This window comes from Amycolatopsis sp. NBC_00345, from assembly GCF_036116635.1.
In the GTDB taxonomy this organism is placed as follows: domain Bacteria; phylum Actinomycetota; class Actinomycetes; order Mycobacteriales; family Pseudonocardiaceae; genus Amycolatopsis.
This window is the reverse complement of sequence record NZ_CP107995.1, coordinates 6,383,450-6,400,968: the sequence shown is the minus strand read 5'-3', so window position 1 is coordinate 6,400,968 and position 17,519 is coordinate 6,383,450. Positions and strand designations below refer to the sequence as shown.

Annotated in this window: 16 protein-coding genes; 10 read left to right on the top strand and 6 right to left on the bottom strand. The window is 71.6% G+C overall.

Going from position 1 to position 17,519, the window contains the following annotated elements; translation table 11 throughout:
• The first annotated feature begins 149 nt into the window (after positions 1–149).
• Complete coding sequence (locus tag OG943_RS28615) at positions 150–587, top strand: DUF4262 domain-containing protein (RefSeq protein WP_328604024.1); 438 nt, start codon at positions 150–152, stop codon at positions 585–587.
• A gap of 58 nt (positions 588–645) precedes the next feature.
• Here the strand turns inward: OG943_RS28615 and OG943_RS28610 are convergent, their stop codons facing one another.
• Genes OG943_RS28610 through OG943_RS28600 form a run of 3 tightly spaced genes read right to left on the bottom strand, consistent with a single transcriptional unit; the run spans position 646 to position 2,866 of the window.
• Entirely contained in the window at positions 646–1,341 is a 696-nt protein-coding gene (locus OG943_RS28610; RefSeq protein ID WP_328604023.1) for a GntR family transcriptional regulator, read from the bottom strand.
• A 3-nt stretch (positions 1,342–1,344) separates the two neighbouring features.
• Positions 1,345–2,079: a maleate cis-trans isomerase family protein gene (locus OG943_RS28605; RefSeq protein ID WP_328604022.1), complete on the bottom strand. Its 735-nt coding sequence runs from the start codon at positions 2,077–2,079 to the stop codon at positions 1,345–1,347.
• 46 nt (positions 2,080–2,125) lie between these two features.
• The gene (locus tag OG943_RS28600) at positions 2,126–2,866 is read right to left on the bottom strand and encodes a maleate cis-trans isomerase family protein (protein WP_328604021.1); all 741 of its coding nucleotides are present in this window, start codon (positions 2,864–2,866) and stop codon (positions 2,126–2,128) included.
• 105 nt (positions 2,867–2,971) lie between these two features.
• Here OG943_RS28600 and OG943_RS28595 point away from each other — a divergent pair, with 105 nt between their 5' ends.
• The 3 genes from OG943_RS28595 to OG943_RS28585 all read left to right on the top strand — a co-directional run bounded on the left by OG943_RS28595 (position 2,972) and on the right by OG943_RS28585 (position 5,725).
• Complete coding sequence (locus OG943_RS28595) at positions 2,972–3,961, top strand: D-2-hydroxyacid dehydrogenase (RefSeq protein ID WP_442874571.1); 990 nt, start codon at positions 2,972–2,974, stop codon at positions 3,959–3,961.
• Positions 3,958–5,340, top strand: coding sequence for an amidase (locus OG943_RS28590; RefSeq protein ID WP_328604019.1), 1,383 nt, complete (start codon positions 3,958–3,960; stop codon positions 5,338–5,340). Before OG943_RS28595 ends, OG943_RS28590 begins: the two co-directional genes overlap by 4 nt.
• Positions 5,341–5,464: 124 nt before the next feature.
• A complete protein-coding gene (locus tag OG943_RS28585) occupies positions 5,465–5,725 on the top strand; it encodes a hypothetical protein (protein ID WP_328604018.1) in 261 nt (86 codons plus the stop codon).
• Between the two features lie 574 nt (positions 5,726–6,299).
• Here the strand turns inward: OG943_RS28585 and OG943_RS28580 are convergent.
• The gene (locus OG943_RS28580; protein WP_328604017.1) at positions 6,300–6,974 is read right to left on the bottom strand and encodes an ArsR/SmtB family transcription factor; all 675 of its coding nucleotides are present in this window, start codon (positions 6,972–6,974) and stop codon (positions 6,300–6,302) included.
• Between the two features lie 64 nt (positions 6,975–7,038).
• Here OG943_RS28580 and OG943_RS28575 point away from each other — a divergent pair, with 64 nt between their 5' ends.
• Positions 7,039–7,509, top strand: a complete 471-nt coding sequence (locus OG943_RS28575; RefSeq protein WP_328604016.1) for a MaoC family dehydratase — start codon at positions 7,039–7,041, stop codon at positions 7,507–7,509.
• On the opposite strand, the gene OG943_RS28570 is transcribed toward OG943_RS28575, so the two are convergent.
• Positions 7,481–8,713, bottom strand: a complete 1,233-nt coding sequence (locus tag OG943_RS28570; protein WP_328604015.1) for an MFS transporter — start codon at positions 8,711–8,713, stop codon at positions 7,481–7,483. The genes OG943_RS28575 and OG943_RS28570 overlap by 29 nt on opposite strands.
• A 120-nt stretch (positions 8,714–8,833) precedes the next feature.
• On the opposite strand from OG943_RS28570, the gene OG943_RS28565 reads away from it, so the two are divergent.
• Both OG943_RS28565 and OG943_RS28560 read left to right on the top strand, forming a co-directional pair.
• The gene (locus tag OG943_RS28565; protein ID WP_328604014.1) at positions 8,834–9,808 is read left to right on the top strand and encodes an aldo/keto reductase; all 975 of its coding nucleotides are present in this window, start codon (positions 8,834–8,836) and stop codon (positions 9,806–9,808) included.
• A gap of 49 nt (positions 9,809–9,857) precedes the next feature.
• Positions 9,858–10,379, top strand: coding sequence for a hypothetical protein (locus OG943_RS28560; RefSeq protein WP_328604013.1), 522 nt, complete (start codon positions 9,858–9,860; stop codon positions 10,377–10,379).
• Between the two features lie 12 nt (positions 10,380–10,391).
• Here OG943_RS28560 and OG943_RS28555 read toward each other — a convergent pair whose 3' ends face one another.
• The gene (locus OG943_RS28555) at positions 10,392–11,762 is read right to left on the bottom strand and encodes a WS/DGAT/MGAT family O-acyltransferase (RefSeq protein ID WP_328604012.1); all 1,371 of its coding nucleotides are present in this window, start codon (positions 11,760–11,762) and stop codon (positions 10,392–10,394) included.
• Positions 11,763–12,144: 382 nt separating this feature from the next.
• Between OG943_RS28555 and OG943_RS28550 the strand changes: the two genes are divergently transcribed.
• Genes OG943_RS28550 through OG943_RS28540 form a run of 3 tightly spaced genes read left to right on the top strand, consistent with a single transcriptional unit; the run spans position 12,145 to position 17,518 of the window.
• Complete coding sequence (locus OG943_RS28550) at positions 12,145–13,779, top strand: thiamine pyrophosphate-binding protein (RefSeq protein WP_328604011.1); 1,635 nt, start codon at positions 12,145–12,147, stop codon at positions 13,777–13,779.
• Positions 13,776–15,821, top strand: a complete 2,046-nt coding sequence (locus OG943_RS28545) for a hydantoinase/oxoprolinase family protein (protein WP_328604010.1) — start codon at positions 13,776–13,778, stop codon at positions 15,819–15,821. Before OG943_RS28550 ends, OG943_RS28545 begins: the two co-directional genes overlap by 4 nt.
• The gene (locus OG943_RS28540; RefSeq protein WP_328604009.1) at positions 15,818–17,518 is read left to right on the top strand and encodes a hydantoinase B/oxoprolinase family protein; all 1,701 of its coding nucleotides are present in this window, start codon (positions 15,818–15,820) and stop codon (positions 17,516–17,518) included. Before OG943_RS28545 ends, OG943_RS28540 begins: the two co-directional genes overlap by 4 nt.
• The last annotated feature ends 1 nt before the right edge of the window (position 17,519 follow it).

Here is a 17,519-nt window from a genome sequence, read left to right as displayed (position 1 = left end):
CGTCCCGATGGAACCCCACCGGGACGAGGGGAGGGAAAGCTCCGATGTGCTGGTTTTGCGACAATCCCGCTTGGGCGAACGCGGTACGGGAAAGCACCGCGCGAGATAGCACGGTAAGAGAAAACGCCGCACGAGAACGCGACAGACTCGTGGCCGAGTACCTGACCCAGATCCTCGGCCAGATCGACGAAACCGGGTGGGTCGTCCAGGCCGTGGGCAAGGAAGACCCGCGGCCGCCCTGGGCGTACACCGCCGGTCTGACCCGGTACGGGCTGCCGGAACTCGTGGTCACCGGTCTTGATGCCCACCCGTCGGCGAGGCTGCTGAACGCCGTCGCCGCGGAGTCGCTGGAGGCTGGTCCGCCCCAGCCGGGCCAGGTGCTCACCGCACGGGGCCTGCCACCGATCGAGGTCGTGGCGCTGGCGGAGCCCTCGGCACACCTCTCGCTCGCGATCACCTTGTATGGCCCCGATGTACGGGCGCTTCAGCTCGTCTACGCGGACGAGGAGGGCGCCTACCCGTGGTCGCCGTCCTACCGCGGCGGCCGCGGCGGCCAGCCCGTGCTGGGGGTGCGCGGCGATGGGTGAGTACCGCCGGGCGCCGTGGCGGGGCGGGCTGGTCGCGCTGCCGTTTTTGGTGCGGTGGCTAGGGAACCGCCGGCGCCGGGCCCTGGTTCAGGCTCGTGCCGGGCGCCAGGCGCTGCACCGCGTCCTCCATGTGGGCCTCGAGCAGGTGCAGCGCGGTCTCGTCGTCGCCGGCCCGCAAGGCGTCGATGATGCGGGTGTGCTCGTCCACGCGCTCTTCGACCCGCTGGTAGGTGTTCTGCAGCAGGCTCAGGCACATGCGCGTCTCGATGAGCAGGGTGCGGGCCATGCGCACCAGGCGCTTGCTGCCGGAGGCGTCGATCAGCGCCTCGTGGAACCGGAGGTCCGCTGTGGACAGTGCGGTGGGGTCGTCGTCGTCCGCGGCCGCGGCCATGTCCGCCACGGTCTGCTCCAGCACGGCCGCCACCGCGTCGCGGTCGCCGCGCAGCGCCCGCAGCATGGCGGCGCGCTCGACCGCCGAGCGGGCGAGGTAGATGTCGTAGACGTCGCCCGGTTCGAGGTCGATCACGAAGAGCCCGCGGTGGCGTTCGCTGCGCAGCAGGCCTTCCGAGACGAGGTGCTGCATCGCCTCCCGCAGCGGGCCGCGCGAAACATGGAACCGGGCGGCCAGGTCGGTCTCGCCGAGCTGAGTGCCGGGCGGCAGCGCGCCGGTCATGATCGCGTCGCGCAGCTGCCGCGCGATCACCGCGGCCGTCGACTCGCGGCTGACCGGCTCGATGTCGGGCAGGGTGACCATGGCTCAGTCCCTCACCCGGAACAGCCGGCCCATCGAGCGCACCAGCCGAGTGGTCCCGGTGAGCCGCAGGCCCTCCCACACGGTCACCTGGTTCGCGGTCAGCACCGGCTTGCCGAGCGCGGTCTCGATGGCGTTGATCTCGGCCAGCGTGCGCATGGCGGTGTCCGGCACCAGCACGGCATCGGCATCGGCGTGGTCGTGCTGCACGGCCAGGCGCACCACGGCCTCCGGCGCGAGCCGGCCGACCTCGGCAGCGGTGCTGATGTCCGCGCTCGCCATGGCCACCACCTCGACGCCGCCCGCGGCGAGGAACTCCACGAACAGCTGCGCCACGTCGTCGGGATAGCTGGCCGCCACGGCGACCCGCTTCACGTCCAGTGCCTGCGCGGCGTGCACAAACGCGAAGGAGGTGCTCGAAGCCGGTACTCCGGCCACCTGGGCCAGCCCGTCGGCCTGGCCACGCGCGCCGTCCCAGCCGTAGACGAAGCTGCCGGACGTGCAGGCCCAGATCACCGCGTCGGGCTCGTGCTTGGCCAGCAGCGCGGCGCCGTCGGCCAGCCGGGCCTCGCTGCCGAGGTCGAGCAGCTCCGGCACGGCGTGCAGGTCGGTGCCGTAGATGTGCTCCACCGGCAGCCGGATATCGCCCTGCTCGCTGTCGGCGCCGCCGAGCAGCTGCTCCGCGAGCAGGTAGTCGTCCTCGGCCGCGTGGTCGGGGTAGATGAAGCCGATGGTGGTCACGAAACCTCCGGGATACGCAGATTGTCGACAATGTTAACCGGGTGCATCAGGAGACCTCACGCAGCCACCGGCCGGGGCCCACGATGGGCAGGCCCATCCGGCGCAGACAGGCCCACATGGTCAGCTGGTTCGCGGTCAGCACCGGTTTGCCGAGCGCCGCCTCCAGCGGCTCGATCAGGTCGAACGTCGGCAGGTTGGTGCAGCTGACGAAGATCGCCTCGGCGTCGCTGTGGTCGGCGGCCAGGATCCGCTCGGCAATGGTGCGGTAGCTGACTTTCCAGATGCCGCCGCCCAAGCCGAGGTGGTCGCTCGACACGGTGGTCACGCCCAGCTCGGCGAGGAAGTCGTGCAGCTTCCCGGTGAGATCGGCGTCGTACGGCGTCAGCACCGAGACGTTGTGCAGGTCGAGCTGCTGCAGCACCTCGGCGAGCGCGCCGGAGGTGGTCACGGCGTCGGGCGCGCCCGCGTCGCAGATCGCCTTGGTCAGGGAGCGCTCGTAGTCGATGCCGTTCACGAAGCTGCCGGAGCTGCAGAGGTAGGCCACCACCTCCGGCTCCACGTGCAGCACGTCCCGCGTCGCGGCGGCGAGGTGCCGGCTGTCGCTGACGAGCTGCGCCATCTCCATGCTCACCGGCACCGGCTCGTACGGGGTGCGCGCCAGATGAAGGGAGACATCCATGGGTACCCACCGCCAGAGCTCGCGTTCCAGCGCGAGGTCGAAAGGAGCGATGACGCCGATGCCACGTTGCGCCAACGGGCCTTCGAACGCGAGGAAGTCCAGATCCAAGGCTCAGCCTCCGGAATCGCCGGTGCAGGGGACATGTCCGGTGCTCCGGGGGTCGTTCCTCGGATTGTTGACAATCATACGAGCCACTTTTACGGTGTCAATGTGATGGCCTCGGAAACCCCCGTCCTGGCGGTGCTCTGCGGGGCAGCCCCACCACCGGACATGGCCGCTGTCGAAGCGGCGGCGGTGGTTCGGTACACGGACGCGCAAGGGCTCGGCGAAGCGTTGGCCGGAGCCGATGCGCTCTTCGTCTACGACTTCCTCTCCACGGCCGTGCCCGGCGCGTGGCCGGCCGCGGACCGGCTGCGCTGGCTGCACATCGCCAGCGCGGGAGTGGACCCGGTGCTGTTCCCAGGCCTGCGGGAGAGCGACGTGGTGCTCACGAACTCGCGGGGAGTCTTCGACGACGCCATCGCGGAGTACGTGCTCGGCGTCGTGCTGTCGTTCGCGAAGGACTTCGCACGGTCGCTTGACCTGCAGCGTGCCGGTAAATGGCAGCACCGCGAGACCGAGCGGGTCGCCGGGCGCGAGGCACTGGTCGTCGGCACCGGACCCATCGGCCGCTCGATCGCCCGGCTGCTGCGCGCGGCCGGCCTGCGCGTGTCCGGCGCGGGGCGGCGCCCGCGGACCGGCGACCCGGACTTCGGCGAGGTCCACGACACCGCCGAGCTGGCCCGGCACCTGCCCGCCTACGACTACGTGGTGGCCGTCGCGCCGCTCACCGAGCAGACGAAGGGCCTGTTCGACGCGGGTGTGTTCGCGGCGATGAAGCCCACCGCCCGGTTCGTGAACGTCGGGCGTGGTGAACTGGTGGTGACGTCCGACCTGATCGGCGCTCTGCGGGGCGGCGAGATCGCCGGCGCCGCGCTGGACGTGTTCGACACCGAGCCGCTGCCCGCCGACAGTCCACTCTGGACGATGCCGGACGTGCTGCTCTCGCCGCACATGTCGGGTGACTTCGTCGGCTGGCGGAACACGCTGGTGGAGGTCTTCGCGGCGAACTTCCGCCGCTGGGTGGCCGGGGAGCCGCTGCAGAACGTCGTGGACAAACAGCTCGGGTACGTGCCGACCGAAACACAGGGAGCCAGCGGATGACCGATCGGGAACTGACCGCGAGCGAACTCGTCGCCGCCTACGCCACCGGGGAGCTGTCCCCGGTGGAGGCGACGCAGAACGCGTTGCAGGCCATCGAAGAACGTGATGGTGAGATCAACGCGTACTGCCTCGTGGACGCCGATCGCGCGCTGGAGCAGGCGAAGGCCGCGGAGATCCGGTGGCGCGACGGGAACCCGATCGGCTGGCTCGACGGTGTGCCCGCGTCGATCAAGGACATGTTCCTGACGCAGGGCTGGCCGACGCTGCGCGGGTCCACGAGCATCCCGAAGGACCAGCCCTGGGACGTCGACAGCCCGGTGATGGCGCGGATGCGCGAGGCGGGCCTGGTGGTGCTCGGCAAGACGACCACGCCGGAGATCGCGTGGAAGGGCGTCACCGACAGCGAGCTGACCGGCATCACCCGCAACCCGGTGGACCCGACGAAGACGGCGGGCGGTTCCAGCGGCGGCAGCGCGGCGGCCGTCGCGGCGGGCATGGGCGGGCTTTCCGTCGGCACCGACGGCGGCGGCTCGGTCCGGATCCCCGCGTCGTTCTGCGGCATCGTCGGCATGAAGCCGACGCACGGCCGCATCCCGCTGTACCCGGCGAGCCCGTTCGGCCCGCTCGCGCACGCCGGGCCGATGGCCCGCAGCGTCGACGACACCGCACTGCTGCTCGACGTCATCGCGACGCCCGACCCCCGTGACCCCGCCGGGCTGGCGCCGCCGGTCGGCACCTACCGCGAAGCCGTGCGGCGTGACGTGCGCGGGCTGATCGCCGCGTTCTCGCCGACGCTCGGTTTCGTGGACGTCGACCCGGAGGTGGCGGCCATCGTCGCGGCCGCGGTCAAGTCGCTCAGCGACGCCGGCCTGCAGCTCGAGGAAACCGACCCGGGCTTCGAAGACCCCAAGGCCGCGTTCGACGTGCTGTGGTCCACCGGCGCCGCGAAGATGCTCGACTCTTTCGGGCCGGGCACCTATGAACGTGTCGACCCCGGCCTGCGCCGGGTGTGGGACTTCGGCAAGCAGTTCTCCGCGAGCGACTACCTCGGCGCCACCGCCGACCGCGCCGCGCTCGGCATCCTGATGGGCGAGTTCCACACGCGTTACGACGTGCTGATCACGCCGACCATCCCGATCCCGGCGTTCGAGGCCGGCCACGAGGTGCCGCCGGGCAGCGGGCTGGGCGGCTGGCCGGAATGGACCCCGTTCACCTACCCGTTCAACATGACCCAACAGCCGGCGATCAGCGTGCCGGCCGGCCGGACGGCGGCCGGTCTGCCTGTCGGCCTGCAGATCGTCGGCCCGCGCCATTCGGACGATCTGGTGCTGGCGGTGGCGAAGCTGCTGGAGGAGGTCCGGCCCTGGGCCCGGCACTGAGCACTGACCACGTCCGGCCCCGGGCCCGGTGCTGACCACTGACCGCGTCCGGCCCTGGCCCGGTACTGACCACGTCCGGGTGAACTCCGCGGGAGGCGGCCGGAAACTGTGCCAATGTCTCGGCGTGCATTCCACCGGCTGGCATTATGAACAGGCGATCCCCACCGTAGACATGGCAGGTCGGCCCACCGAGGTCATCGTGGGCCTCATCGAGCGTGACGACCGCCTTTCGGCCGCCCTGCGCATCGACGGCGGCCCCACCGCACTGGTCCCCCTGGAAACCGGCGGCGAGCTGCTCAAGGCCCTCCGTCAAACCCTCGAGAGCTGGTGGAAACTCGACGGCCACCGCGACATAGCCCCAGAACCCCGCACCGGCGGAAACTGACCGCACCACCGGAGCTGGTGACCCTGTGCTGCCGGGGCCCAGCTGGGTGGCCGTGAGGCCCGCCGCGCTGCGGGAAACCCGGCCGCAGTGCCAAGGCTCGCTGTGACCGCGGCAAGCCCAGCCGCGGCGCCAAGCCCGCTGCCGCAACCGCGCGGCCGCAACCGCGCTGCCGCGCAGCCGCTGCCGCAACCGCAACCGCAACCGCAACCGCGTAACTGTGGCCGCGCCGCCGGGGCGAGACTCCGGTGGCTGAGCAGGCTGAGCTGCCTACCCAAGCCACCTCGCTTGCACCCGTCTGTGTTGGCCGAGCTCAGCTGTGTTGGCCGAGCTCGACCGTGCGGCCCGAGCCCGGCGGCATTGGCTGAGTCTGGCCGGTGCGGCCCGAGCCCGGCGGCATTGGCTGAGTCTGGCCGGTGCGGCCCGAGCCCGGCGGCATTGGCTGAGTCTGGCCGGTGCGGCCCGAGCCCGGCTGGTTCGTCTGTGCTTGGCGACATCGCTCAGACTCGGCGGCACTCGCGCGGGTCCAGCAGCGTTGCGGTAGCCGTGGCCATGCCACCCCGCGGGGCCGGTCGTGCTACCGGAAACCCAGCTGGGCCAGGCGATCCCGGCCGTTCGGGGTGATTCGCAGGGCTCGGCCGGTGGGGCGGCGGCGCAGCCAGCCCGCGTCGAGCAGGCCGGTCAGCAGGGCCGTTCCCAGCGCGCCCGCGAGGTGGACGCTGCTGTGTGACCAGTCGAGGCAGGCGCGGACGGGTGGGGGCGTCGCGAGGCCGGTGATGCCGAGCGTCGTGAGCAGCGGGTGGTCGAAGGTGTGCACGGGGCCGGTGTCGCCGGGGCGGAGTTCGTCGATCACGCCGTCCTCGTGCAGGCGCGCCGCGATCGTGACGCCGAGTCGGCCGCCGAGGTGGCCGTAACAGGCTCGGGCCTCCAGAAGCTGATCCGTCGGCGGGTCCGGTTGCAGGTTCGGGGGCAGCCGCGGCGGGGCGAGCGCCGTTAGGGCCTCCACGAGCTGGGCGACGTCCGGGCCGGCGAGCCGGTGCAGTCGTTGCCGGCCGGACTCCGTCACGCGGACCAGGCCTGCGTCGCACAGTCGGCGTAGGTGCGCGCTCGCGGTGGACGGGGCGATGCCCGCGACCGTCGCTAGGCCGCGGGCGGTGTGGGCGTCACCGTCCATCAGCTGGAGCAGCATCGCCGCCCGCGCCGGTTCGCCGATCGCCTGCGCGACCGTCGCGATGTCCGGTTCGGCCGTCATCGGCCCAGGATAATCTGCTAACACTTCGCTGCGGGGCGAAGTGTTGTTGTGGCAGGCTGCCGTCATGACGGAGTTCACGACGCCGATCGACGACCGCTGGTTCGAGGACTACCCGCTCGGCGCGGTGTACGAATTCGGCGAGGCCGTGGTGACCGAAGAGGAGGTCCTCGAGTTCGCCCGGCGGTTCGACCCGCAGAGCTTCCACACCGATCCGGTCGCGGCCGAGAACGGGCCCTTCGGCGGCCTGATCGCCAGCGGCTGGCACACCTCGAGCCTGATGATGCGGATGTTCGCGGACCACTACCTGTCTTCGGTCGCGAGCCTCGGCAGCCCCGGCGTCGACGAGCTGCGCTGGCCGCGGCCCGTCCGGCCCGGTGACAAGCTCCACATGCGCGCGACCGTCACGGAGGCCCGGCTGTCGAAGTCGAAGCCCGACCGCGGCCTGATCCGCACCCAGATGGAGGTCTTCGACGCCGGCGGCGAGCTGAAGCTCAGCGCCAGCGCGGTCAACTTCCTGCGAGTGCGCCCGAGCTGACCGGATCCCGGCGCACCAGGCCGCGGATCTGCCGGCTGCACAGCGCGAGCAGGGTCGACACCACGATCAGCGCGCCGCAGGTCAGCAGCACCGGCTCCCGCCCGAACTGCTCGACGAGCGGGCCCGCCGCGATCTGGCCGACCGGCACCGCGACGATCGAGCCCACCATGTCGTAGGAGTACACGCGGGCGAGCCGGTCCTCCGGCACGTTCTCCTGCAGCGAGACGTCCCACACCACGCTGAACTGCTCCATCGACAGGCCCGCCAGCAGCATCGCCACCAGCAGCGGGATGAGCGCGGGCCACAAGCCGAGGGACAGCACCGGCAACGCCTCCACCGTCACCAGCACCACGCCGGCGAACAGCGCCCGGCGCGGTTGCCAGCGCGCCGCGATGAGCCCGCCGACGAGTGCGCCGGCCGTGGACATCGCCAGCGCCAGCCCCCAGCCGGAGCGGCCGAACGTTTCGTCCGCGACCACCGGCCCGATCACCATCAGCGTGCCGAGGCCGGCGGCGTTGACGAAGGCGAACTGCACGACGACGATCCACACCCACGCGCGCGAGCGGAACTCGTGCCAGCCGGCGATCAGGTCCGCGATCGGGTGGCCGGCCTTGGCCCGCGCACCGCGGGGCAGCCGGATCCCGCGATAGGCCGCCGCGGCCCCGAAGAACAGCAGCGCGTTCACCGCCACCGCCCAGCCGGACCCCGCGGCCGCGACCACCACGCCCGCGGCGCCCGCGCCCGCGATGCGGCCAGTGTTGGACAGCAGCCGCAGCAGCGCGTTGGCCTGGCTGAGCAGCGTGCGCGGCACGGTCTGCGAGGTGATGGCCGCCGCGGCGGGCAGCGAGATCGCGGACACCGCGCCGTTGACCAGGCTCAGCCCGACCAGCAGCGGGATCGACGCGAATCCACAAAGGACACTCACCGCGAGCGCGCCCTGCGTGACGCCCGCCGCGACCTCCGTGCCCTGCATGATCACCGACCGGGGCAGCCGGTCCGCGAGCACACCACCGAACAGCAGCAGCGCGAGGTTCGCGATCGAGCGCGCGCCGACCACCAGGCCGAGGTCGGCCGCCGAACCGGTGAGGTCCAGTACCGCGAAAGCGAGTGCGACGGGGGCCACGGCGTTGGCGAAGGTGGCGAGAGTGCGGCCGGTCACCAGCGCGCGGAAGCTGCGCTGCCGTAAGGGTTCCAGGAGGCTCATCGAAGTCTCACCCAGCCGAGTATCCGATCACCGGGACGGAGGCGTCAATCGGGTATCCGGTGGGCGGGATCCGCGGCGGCGGGCGCTGCGACGGCCGTGCGCCTGTGTTGTGCTGGACGCATGCGTACGACGATTCTGGGCCGCAGCGGCCTTGAGGTTTCGAGGATCGCCTTCGGCACCTGGCAGCTCGGCGGGCAGTGGGGCGCCTTCGACGAGGACACGGCGATCGCCGCCATCCGGCACGCGCGTGAGCTGGACGTGACCCTCTTCGACACCGCTCAGGCCTACGGTTCCGGCCAGTCCGAGGCCCTGCTGGGCAAGGCGCTGAGCCACGAACTGAAGAACGACCGTGACAGCGTGGTCATCGCGACGAAGGGTGGTACGAAGCCCCGTTCGGAACGCGCGCGCGATTCCCGTCGCGAATGGCTGACGAAGGGCGTGGACGACAGCCTGCGCTTGCTGGGCGTCGACCACATCGACCTGTACCAGATCCACTGGCCCGACTCGCTGACTCCGGCGGCCGACGTCGCCGAAACGCTGCAGGGGTTCGTGGACGCCGGGAAGATCCGCCACGCCGGCGTGTCCAACTACAACGCCGCGCAGCTCGCGGACTTCGACGAGACGCGACCCGTGGAGACCCTGCAGCCGCCCTACCACCTCTTCCGCCGCGGGATCGAAACCGATCCGCTGCCTTACGCGCGCGAGCACAACATCGGCGTCCTCGCCTACAGCCCGCTGGCCAGTGGGCTGCTGACCGGCACCCTGACCGCCGACACGGTCTTCGAAGAGTCCGATTGGCGGTCCCGTTCCTCGGCCTTCCTGGGCGAGAACCTGCGCCACAACCTGGAGATCGTCGACAAGCTGGCCGCCTTCGCCGCGGAACGGGGCATTTCGGTGAGCCAGCTGGCCATCGCCTGGACCCTGGCGCAGCCCGGCATCCACACCGCGATCGTCGGCGCCCGCAAACCACACAACATCGAACAGAGCACCGCGGCCGCGGACGTCGACCTGACGCCCGAAGACCTGGCCGAGATCACCCGCATCATCGCCGACGCGATCCAGGTCGGCGGCGCCAGCCCGGAGGGCATCGCCTGACGCGGTCAGTCCAGGGACCGGTCCCGCGGCGGCGGCCGATACTGCGCAAATGCGTGGAAAGCTGACGGCCGCCGCCGCTGCACTGGCCCTCGTCGCCGGTTGCTCGTCGAATGGCGCCCCGCTGCCGAGCAGCGCCCCGCCGCCTAGCACCTCGCCGAGCGCCGCCTCGGGCAGTCAGGCGCCGCACCCGATCACGGACGACGGCAAGAGGTTTCTCCGCACGATCTTCGAGAGCGAAAACCACGTTGTCTACCCGATGTCCGACGCGTGCCCCACCGGCGTGGCCTACAACGATCAAGCGTGCGGAGCGCAGGTGAAGGGATTGGGACAGGCCGCCGACGGCGTCGTCCGGGTCATGGGTGACTACGTCCCCGGCCCGGAGACCCAGGAGATCATCGACAACGCCCAGACCGTGCACAAGGGGGTCGAGACGCTGGGCAATCTGGGCTGTTTCGGCTTGACCGGCACGGGGAAGCCGGCTTCCGCGAGCGATCGGAAGGAGTTGCGCCCGACGCCGGCTTCCACGGTTTTGGTGTCCTACCTGGCGTTCCAGTCGGCGCTCTCCTCGTGAGGGCGAGGCCGTTCACTTCACCCCGGTGGCTCCTTCCAGCTCCGCCAGCGCGGTGTCGAGGTGCGTCAGGATCCGCTGCAGGTGCGGCACACTCCGGCGGCATCCGGTGATCCCGAAGTCCAGGTTGTCGCCGTTGCTGGTCAGCGTGATGTTGAGCGCCTGCCCGTCCAGCAGCACCGACGCCGGGTAGATCCCGTCGAGCGTTGCGCCGTTCCAGTACATCTGCTTGCGTGGCCCGGGCACGTTGGAGATCACCAGGTTGAACGGCGGCCGGGTGTTGTTGACGATCCCGGGCACCGGTGAGACGCCCAGCTGGGCCACGTTGATGCCGGACAGCAGCAGCGTCTGCAGCGGGGTCAGCTCCGAGAACAGTTTTTTCCCGTTGCGCATGGACGTGTGCACGGCCGCCAGCCGCAGTGCCGGGTCCGTCAGGTCGGTGCCCAGGTTGCACAACAGCGCGCCGATGTTGTTCCCCGCGGCCTCGCCGGCGTCGGCCTTCCGGCGCAGCGAGACCGGCACCATCGCGATCAGCGGCGCGTCCGGCAGCGCGCTCTGCTCGATCAGGTAATCGCGCAGGGCGCCGGAGCACATGGCCAGCACCACGTCGTTGCGCGAGACGCCGGCCGCCGTCGCGATCGCCTTGACCCGGTCCAGCGACCAGGACTGTGCTGCGAACCGCCGGGCGCCGCCGATCGGCACGTTCAGCATCGTCTTCGGCGCCTGCATCGGCAGCGTCAGGGTGTGCTCGCGGAAGGCCTCGCGCGCGACTTTCGCCGCGGCCGGCGCGATCCCGGCGACCTGGCCGAACGTCTTGCCCGCGGTCTCCAGGAACGTGGCCGGCGCCTTGCCGTTGTGCTTGCTCTCCGTCTGGCGGGTGCCCCACGGCGGCGGGCAGTCGAGGTCGTTCGGGTCGTCGGAGAGGGTGCCCTGGAGGTGGCGCAGCGCGGAGACGCCGTCCATCAGCGCGTGGTGGACCTTGGTGTAGACGGCGAACCGCCCGTCCTGCAGGCCCTCGATGAGGTGGGTTTCCCAGAGCGGCCGGTGCCGGTCGAGCAGGGTGCTGTGCCAGCGTGAGGTGAGTTCCAGCAGCTCGCGGATGCGGCCCGGCTGGGGCAGCGCGGAGTGGCGGAAGTGGTAGTCGAGTTCCAGCTCCGCGTCGGTGGACCAGGAGACGTGACCGAGGGTGTTCACCGGACGGCTCGGCCGCCGCCGGAAGACGCTGCGCATGTTGTCCGAGTCGAGCATGCTGCGGCGCAGGTCCCGCAGGTAGTTGTCACCCGCGTCCTCGGGCTTGCGGAAGAGCTGGAGGCCGCCGACGTGCATCGGGTGCTCGCGGGTCTCGACCAAGAGGAACATCGAGTCGGTCACAGGCATCAACGGCATTCGGACCACCTTCCGCGCGCCGGGCGCTTCGTCGCGCCCGGAGCACGAAGTCTACGCACGATTTCCCCGGTTGTTACCGGCCTTACACCGGCGATTATGGCCCTCCCTGCCGCGCTTGAAACGGCTGCCGCCGATCTTGTCCACAGCCGGCCCGCAATGTGGACAACCCCCTGCCCCCGGCGGCCGCCACGCCGGTTCCGTCGGTGGGCGGCGGTAGGCTGGGCATGGGACGCCCCCCGAGGAGGGCGGGGGTGTGTCCGGCTGGGGGCGCCAAGGGCCATGTGTGGCCAAGGTGAGCTCCTGCCCACGTTTTCGCCCGGTGACAAACGATGTCCGGTGACGTCCGTGCGGTGCGTCCGGACGGGCGGATACGATCGCGGCCGTGGTAGGACGGACTGGTGCTCAGCATCTGGGCGACGCGCTGAAGGCACTCGGGACCGACGTCGTCTTCGGGCTGCCCGGTGTGCACAACCTGCCGCTGTGGGAGGCGTTGGCGGAGGTGGGGATCCGGATCGTCAACGTCCGGCACGAACAGACGGCGGGGTACGCGGCGGACGGTTATGCCCGCGCCACCGGGAAACTCGGCGTCGCGCTGGTGACGACCGGGCCCGGGGCGGCGAACACGCTCGGCGCGGTCGGTGAGGCGATGGCTTCGGCCGCGCCGGTGCTCGTGGTGGCCACCGACATCCCGTCCATGCTCAAGCGCCCCGGCGTCGTGCGCGGCGTGCTGCACGAGACCTCCGACCAGCAGGCGATGTTCGCGCCCGTCACCAAGGGCGGCTTCACCGTGCACCGCGCCGACCAGATCGGCACCACCGTGCACCGCGCGGCGCGGCTCGCGCTGCAGCCGCAGACCGGGCCGGTTTACCTCGGCATTCCCACGGACTACCTGCGGGAGAAGTCGGAGTCGCGTGAGCCGCCCGCGACGCCGGCCGAAGGCGTGCTGGACCTGCCCGACCTGGCCCGCGCCGCGGAAATGCTGTCGGCCGCGCGCCGCCCGCTGATCTGGGCCGGCGGTGGCGCGCTGCGCGCCGAGGCGGGCGCGGCGATCGGCAAGCTGGCCGAGCGGCTGGCCGCGCCGGTGATCACCACGTTCGCCGCCCGTGGCCTGCTGCCGCTCGATCATCCTTGCCTGGCCCCGAATCCCGTGCACTCGCCCGAGGTCGGTGAGCTGTGGGACGAGGCCGACGTCGTGCTCGCCATCGGCACCGACTTCGACGGCTTGATGACGCAGAACTGGCTCATGCCGCAGCCGCCGAAGCTGATCGCGGTGAACGTCGACGCCGACGACGCCGCCAAGAACTACCGGCCGGACATCACGCTCGTCGGCGACGCCCGCCGCGTGGTCGAGTCGCTGCGCCCGGAGAGCCGCCCCGGGCTGATCGAGCTGACCGCGCGCCTCGGCGCGATCGGCCGACGCGTGCGCCAGCGCATCCGCGACGAGGAACCGCAGGCCGCCGACTTCCTGTCCACTTTGGAGGAAGTGCTCCCGGCGGACGCCGTGCTGGTGTCCGACATGTGCGTCGCGGGCTACTGGGTCGGCGGTTTCCACCGCGTGCGCGGCCCGCGCAAGCTCGCTTACCCGATGGGCTGGGGCACGCTCGGCTACGGCTTCCCGTCCTCGCTCGGCGCCGCCGCCGCGGAGACCGGCCGCGTCATCTGCGTGACCGGCGACGGCGGTTTCCTCTACGCCGTGGGCGACCTCGCCACGCTGGCCGAGGAGCAGCTGCCGGTGACGGTCGTGGTGGTCGACGACGGCGGTTACGGCATGCTCCGCTACGACCAGGAGCAGGAGGGCCTGCCGCACCGCGGCGTCGACTGGGACAGCCCGGACTTCGTCGGGCTGGCGCGCTCGTTCGGCGTGCACGCGGACCGGGTGGCCGGCTTCGGCCGCGCGTTCCGGCGGCTGCTGAGCGAGTTCATCGAATCCGGCGAGCCGAACGTCCTGGTGGTGCGGGCGAAGCTGAAGCCGCCGCTCAACACGTCCCCGCGGTGGTACCGCCGGCAGGACCGATGACCGGCCTCCGGGTCGGCGTCGACATCGGCGGTACCTTCACGGATCTCTGCGTGCTCGACGCCACCGGCGTGGTCGCCGTGGGCAAGGTGCTCACCACCCACGACGAGCCCGCCCGTGCGGTCGCGGACGGTCTGGCCGAGACGTTCGCCAAGGCCGGCCTCGACCCCGGCGACGTCGACCAGCTCGTGCACGGCACCACCCTGGTCACGAACGCGCTGATCGAGCGCAAGGGCTCACGCACGGCACTGCTGGCCACGGCCGGCTTCCGCGACGTGCTGGAGATGCGCCGCGAGCACCGCTACGAGCTGTACGACCTCGGCATCGAGCTGCCCGAGCCGCTGGTGCCGCGGTACCTGCGCTTCGACGTGCCAGAAAGAATTCTCGCCGACGGGACTGTCCACACCGGACTGGACGAGGACTACGTCGCGCGGCTCGGCCGGGAGCTGGACGAGCGCGGGATCGAGGCCGTCGCCGTCTGCTTCCTGCACGCCTTCACCAACCCGGAGCACGAGCGGCGCGTGGCCGAGGTGCTCGGCCGCGTCGCGCCGCGGCTGCGCGTGGCGCTCTCGTCCGACGTGGTGCCGGAGATCCGGGAGTTCGAGCGGACCTCCACCACCGTCGCGAACGTCTACGTGCAGGACCTCGCCGAGCGGTACCTGGCCGACCTGGAACGCCGCCTGCACGGCCTCGGCGTGCGGCCGGCCCCGCACATCATGCTGTCCCACGGCGGGATCGCGACGGTGGCCACGGCCGCGAAGTACCCGATCCGCATCCTCGAGTCGGGCCCGGCCGGCGGCGCGCTCGCGGCGTCCGCGTTTGCCGCGGAGGCCGGGGAAAACGACCTGCTGGCGTTCGACATGGGCGGCACCACGGCGAAGCTCTGCCTGATCGCGGACGGCGCGCCGCTGGTGACGCACGAGTTCGAAGTGGACCGCAAGTACCGCCTGCTGCCCGGCTCCGGCCTGCCGGTGAAGGTGCCGGTGACCGACATGATCGAGATCGGCGTCGGCGGCGGCTCGATCGCGCGGATCAGCCGGCTCGGCCTGCTCACCGTCGGCCCGGATTCGGCGGGCTCCGAGCCGGGCCCGGCCTGTTACGGCCGCGGCGGCACCGAGCCGACGGTCACCGACGCCGACCTGCTGCTCGGCTACCTCGACCCGGCGTACTTCCTCGGCGGCGGCATAGCCCTCGACGTCGAGGCGGCCAGGAAAGCCGTGCGCACGCGGATCGCGGAACCGCTCGGCGTCAGCGTCGAGGACGCGGCCTGGGGCATCCACACCAGCGTCAACGAGGACATGGCGAACGCCGCGCGCGTGCACGCCGTCGAGCGCGGCAAGGACCCGGCGAAGCTGCCGATGTACACGTTCGGCGGAGCCGGCCCGGTGCACGGCGCGGGGGTCGCGCGGGCCTTGGGCGCGCCGACGGTCGTGGCGCCGCCGGCGGCCGGAGTGCTGAGCGCGCTGGGGTTCCTGACCGCGCCGCTCGCGTTCGACTTCGTGCGCTCGGCCCGCGCCGCCGTGCTGGACCTGTCGTGGGACGAGGTCGACGCGCTGTTCGCCGAGATGGAGGCCGAGGGCGCCGCGCTGCTCCAGGGTTCGGCCGAGGTGACCCACCGCCGGATCGCCGAAATGCGTTACGCCGGGCAGGGTTACGAGGTCCGCGTGCCGGTCCGGGCCGGCTCCTGGCCGGAGACGCTGGTGTCGGACTTCACGGACGTCTACCGCTCGCTGTACCGGCGGACCGGGCCCGCGGTGGCGGTCGAGGTGCTGAACTGGCGGGTGGTCTCGTCGACCCCCGCGCCCGAGGTTTCCTTGCGGTTGCGGGAAATCGTGGCCGGTGACGCGCGCAAGGGTCGCCGTCCGGCCTACTTCCCGGCGGCGGGTGGATTTGTCGACACGGCGGTGTTCGACCGCTACCGGCTGCCACCGGGCTCGCGGCTCGAGGGCCCGGCGATCGTCGAGGAACGGGAGTCCACTGTGGTCGTTCCGCCCGGCGCCGGGTGTGAAGTGCGCGCGGACGCGAGCCTGGCGGTGGTCGTGTGACGGCCGACCCGATCCTCGTCGGCGTGCTCGGCAACCGGCTGCACTCGATCCTCGCCGAGCAGCAGAACGCGCTGGTCAACACCGCGTTTTCGGCCGTGGTCCGCGAATCGCTCGACCTCGCGTGCGCGGTGTTCGACTCGCGCGGCGAGATGATCGGCCAGTCCGTCGGCGGCACGCCCGGCCACATCAACGCGATGGCCACCGGCATGCACCACTTCGTCGCCGCGTACCCGCCGGAGACGCTGGAGCCCGGCGACGTCCTGCTGACCAACGACCCGTGGCTGACCGCCGGGCAGATCAACGACATCACCGTGGCCACTCCGGTGTTCGCGGACGGGCGGCTGGTCGCGTGGTTCGCCTCGTGCTGCCACGCGCCGGACATCGGCGGGCGGCTCGTGTCGGCCGAGGCCACCGAGGTGTTCGAAGAGGGCCTGCGGCTGCCGATCCTGAAGTTCCTGCGGGCCGGCGAGGTGAACGCGGACCTGGAACGGCTGATCCGCGCGAACGTGCGCACGCCGGAGGAGACCATCGGCGACCTGTACGCGCAGGTCACCGGCAATGAGGTCGGCGCCGCGAGCCTGGTGCGGCTGCTCGCGGAGTTCGGGCTGGAGACGCTCGACGACATCGCCGCGGAGATCATGGACCGCTCCGAGCGCGCGCTGCGCGAGGCGATCGCCGCGCTGCCGGATGGCGTCCACCACAACGAGCTGGTCACCGACGGCTTCGACGACGAGGAGGTGGTCCTGCGGGTGGCCGTCACGGTCGCGGGCGACGAGATCCACGTCGACTTCGCCGGGTCGTCGCCGCAGAGCCGCCGCGGGATCAACGTGGTGCTGAACTACACGCGGGCGTACGCGTCGTTCGCGGTGAAGGCGGCGATCTCGCCGGAAGTGCCGCACAACGCGGGCTCGTTCCGCCCCGTGCACGTGACCGCGCCGGAAGGCTCGGTGCTGAACTGCCAACCGCCCGCGCCCGTCGCGTCACGACACCTGATCGGGCATTTCCTGCCGTCACTGCTGATCGGGGCGCTGCCGGGCCACGCGGTCGCGCCGAGCGCCGACGCGCTGTGGATGACGATCTGGCGTGGCCAGGGGTTCATGCTCAACGTGTTCCAGACCGGCGGCATGGGCGCGCGCCCGGCGAAGGACGGCTTGACCACCACCGGTTTCCCCAGTGGCCTGCGCTCGACGCCGACCGAGGTGATCGAGACGATGGCGCCGCTGGTGCAGCACGAGCGGGCGTTGCGCGTGGACTCCGGTGGCGCCGGGGAGTTCCGCGGCGGCCTCGGCCAGCGGACCACGATGGCCGCGCGCGGCGAGATCTCCTGGAGTGTCAACGGGAACGTCGACCGCGTGCGGCAGGCAGCGTCCGGTGTGGACGGTGGACGGGCCGGCGCCGTCGGCCGGTTCGGCCTGGTCGATGGCCCGGACCTGCCGTCGAAGGCCCGCGTCGCGCTCGGGCCCGGCGACGAGGTCGACGTCGTGCTGCCCGGTGGCGGCGGCAGCGGCGACCCGTTGCGGCGGGCGCCCGAGGCGGTGTTCGCCGACGTCGTGGCCGGGTACGTTTCGGCTGAGGCCGCCCGCGCCGTCTACGGTGTGGTGGTCCGTTACACCGGCGCACCGGACGCGCTGGTCCGGCTGCCCGAGGACTACGGGCTCGACGCGGCCGGGACCGCACAGCTGAGAGCGAGGGACTGAA

What these genes read in the sequence shown, in the direction of transcription:
- OG943_RS28560 (WP_328604013.1), top strand. Translation starts at nt 9,858, where the DNA reads ATGCGTGGAAAGCTGACGGCCGCCGCCGCTGCACTGGCCCTCGTCGCC.
- OG943_RS28555 (WP_328604012.1), bottom strand. Translation starts at nt 11,762, where the DNA reads ATGCCGTTGATGCCTGTGACCGACTCGATGTTCCTCTTGGTCGAGACC.
- OG943_RS28570 (WP_328604015.1), bottom strand. Translation starts at nt 8,713, where the DNA reads ATGAGCCTCCTGGAACCCTTACGGCAGCGCAGCTTCCGCGCGCTGGTG.
- OG943_RS28575 (WP_328604016.1), top strand. Translation starts at nt 7,039, where the DNA reads ATGACGGAGTTCACGACGCCGATCGACGACCGCTGGTTCGAGGACTAC.
- OG943_RS28610 (WP_328604023.1), bottom strand. Translation starts at nt 1,341, where the DNA reads ATGGTCACCCTGCCCGACATCGAGCCGGTCAGCCGCGAGTCGACGGCC.
- OG943_RS28590 (WP_328604019.1), top strand. Translation starts at nt 3,958, where the DNA reads ATGACCGATCGGGAACTGACCGCGAGCGAACTCGTCGCCGCCTACGCC.
- OG943_RS28580 (WP_328604017.1), bottom strand. Translation starts at nt 6,974, where the DNA reads ATGACGGCCGAACCGGACATCGCGACGGTCGCGCAGGCGATCGGCGAA.
- OG943_RS28565 (WP_328604014.1), top strand. Translation starts at nt 8,834, where the DNA reads ATGCGTACGACGATTCTGGGCCGCAGCGGCCTTGAGGTTTCGAGGATC.
- OG943_RS28595 (WP_442874571.1), top strand. Translation starts at nt 2,972, where the DNA reads ATGGCCTCGGAAACCCCCGTCCTGGCGGTGCTCTGCGGGGCAGCCCCA.
- OG943_RS28545 (WP_328604010.1), top strand. Translation starts at nt 13,776, where the DNA reads ATGACCGGCCTCCGGGTCGGCGTCGACATCGGCGGTACCTTCACGGAT.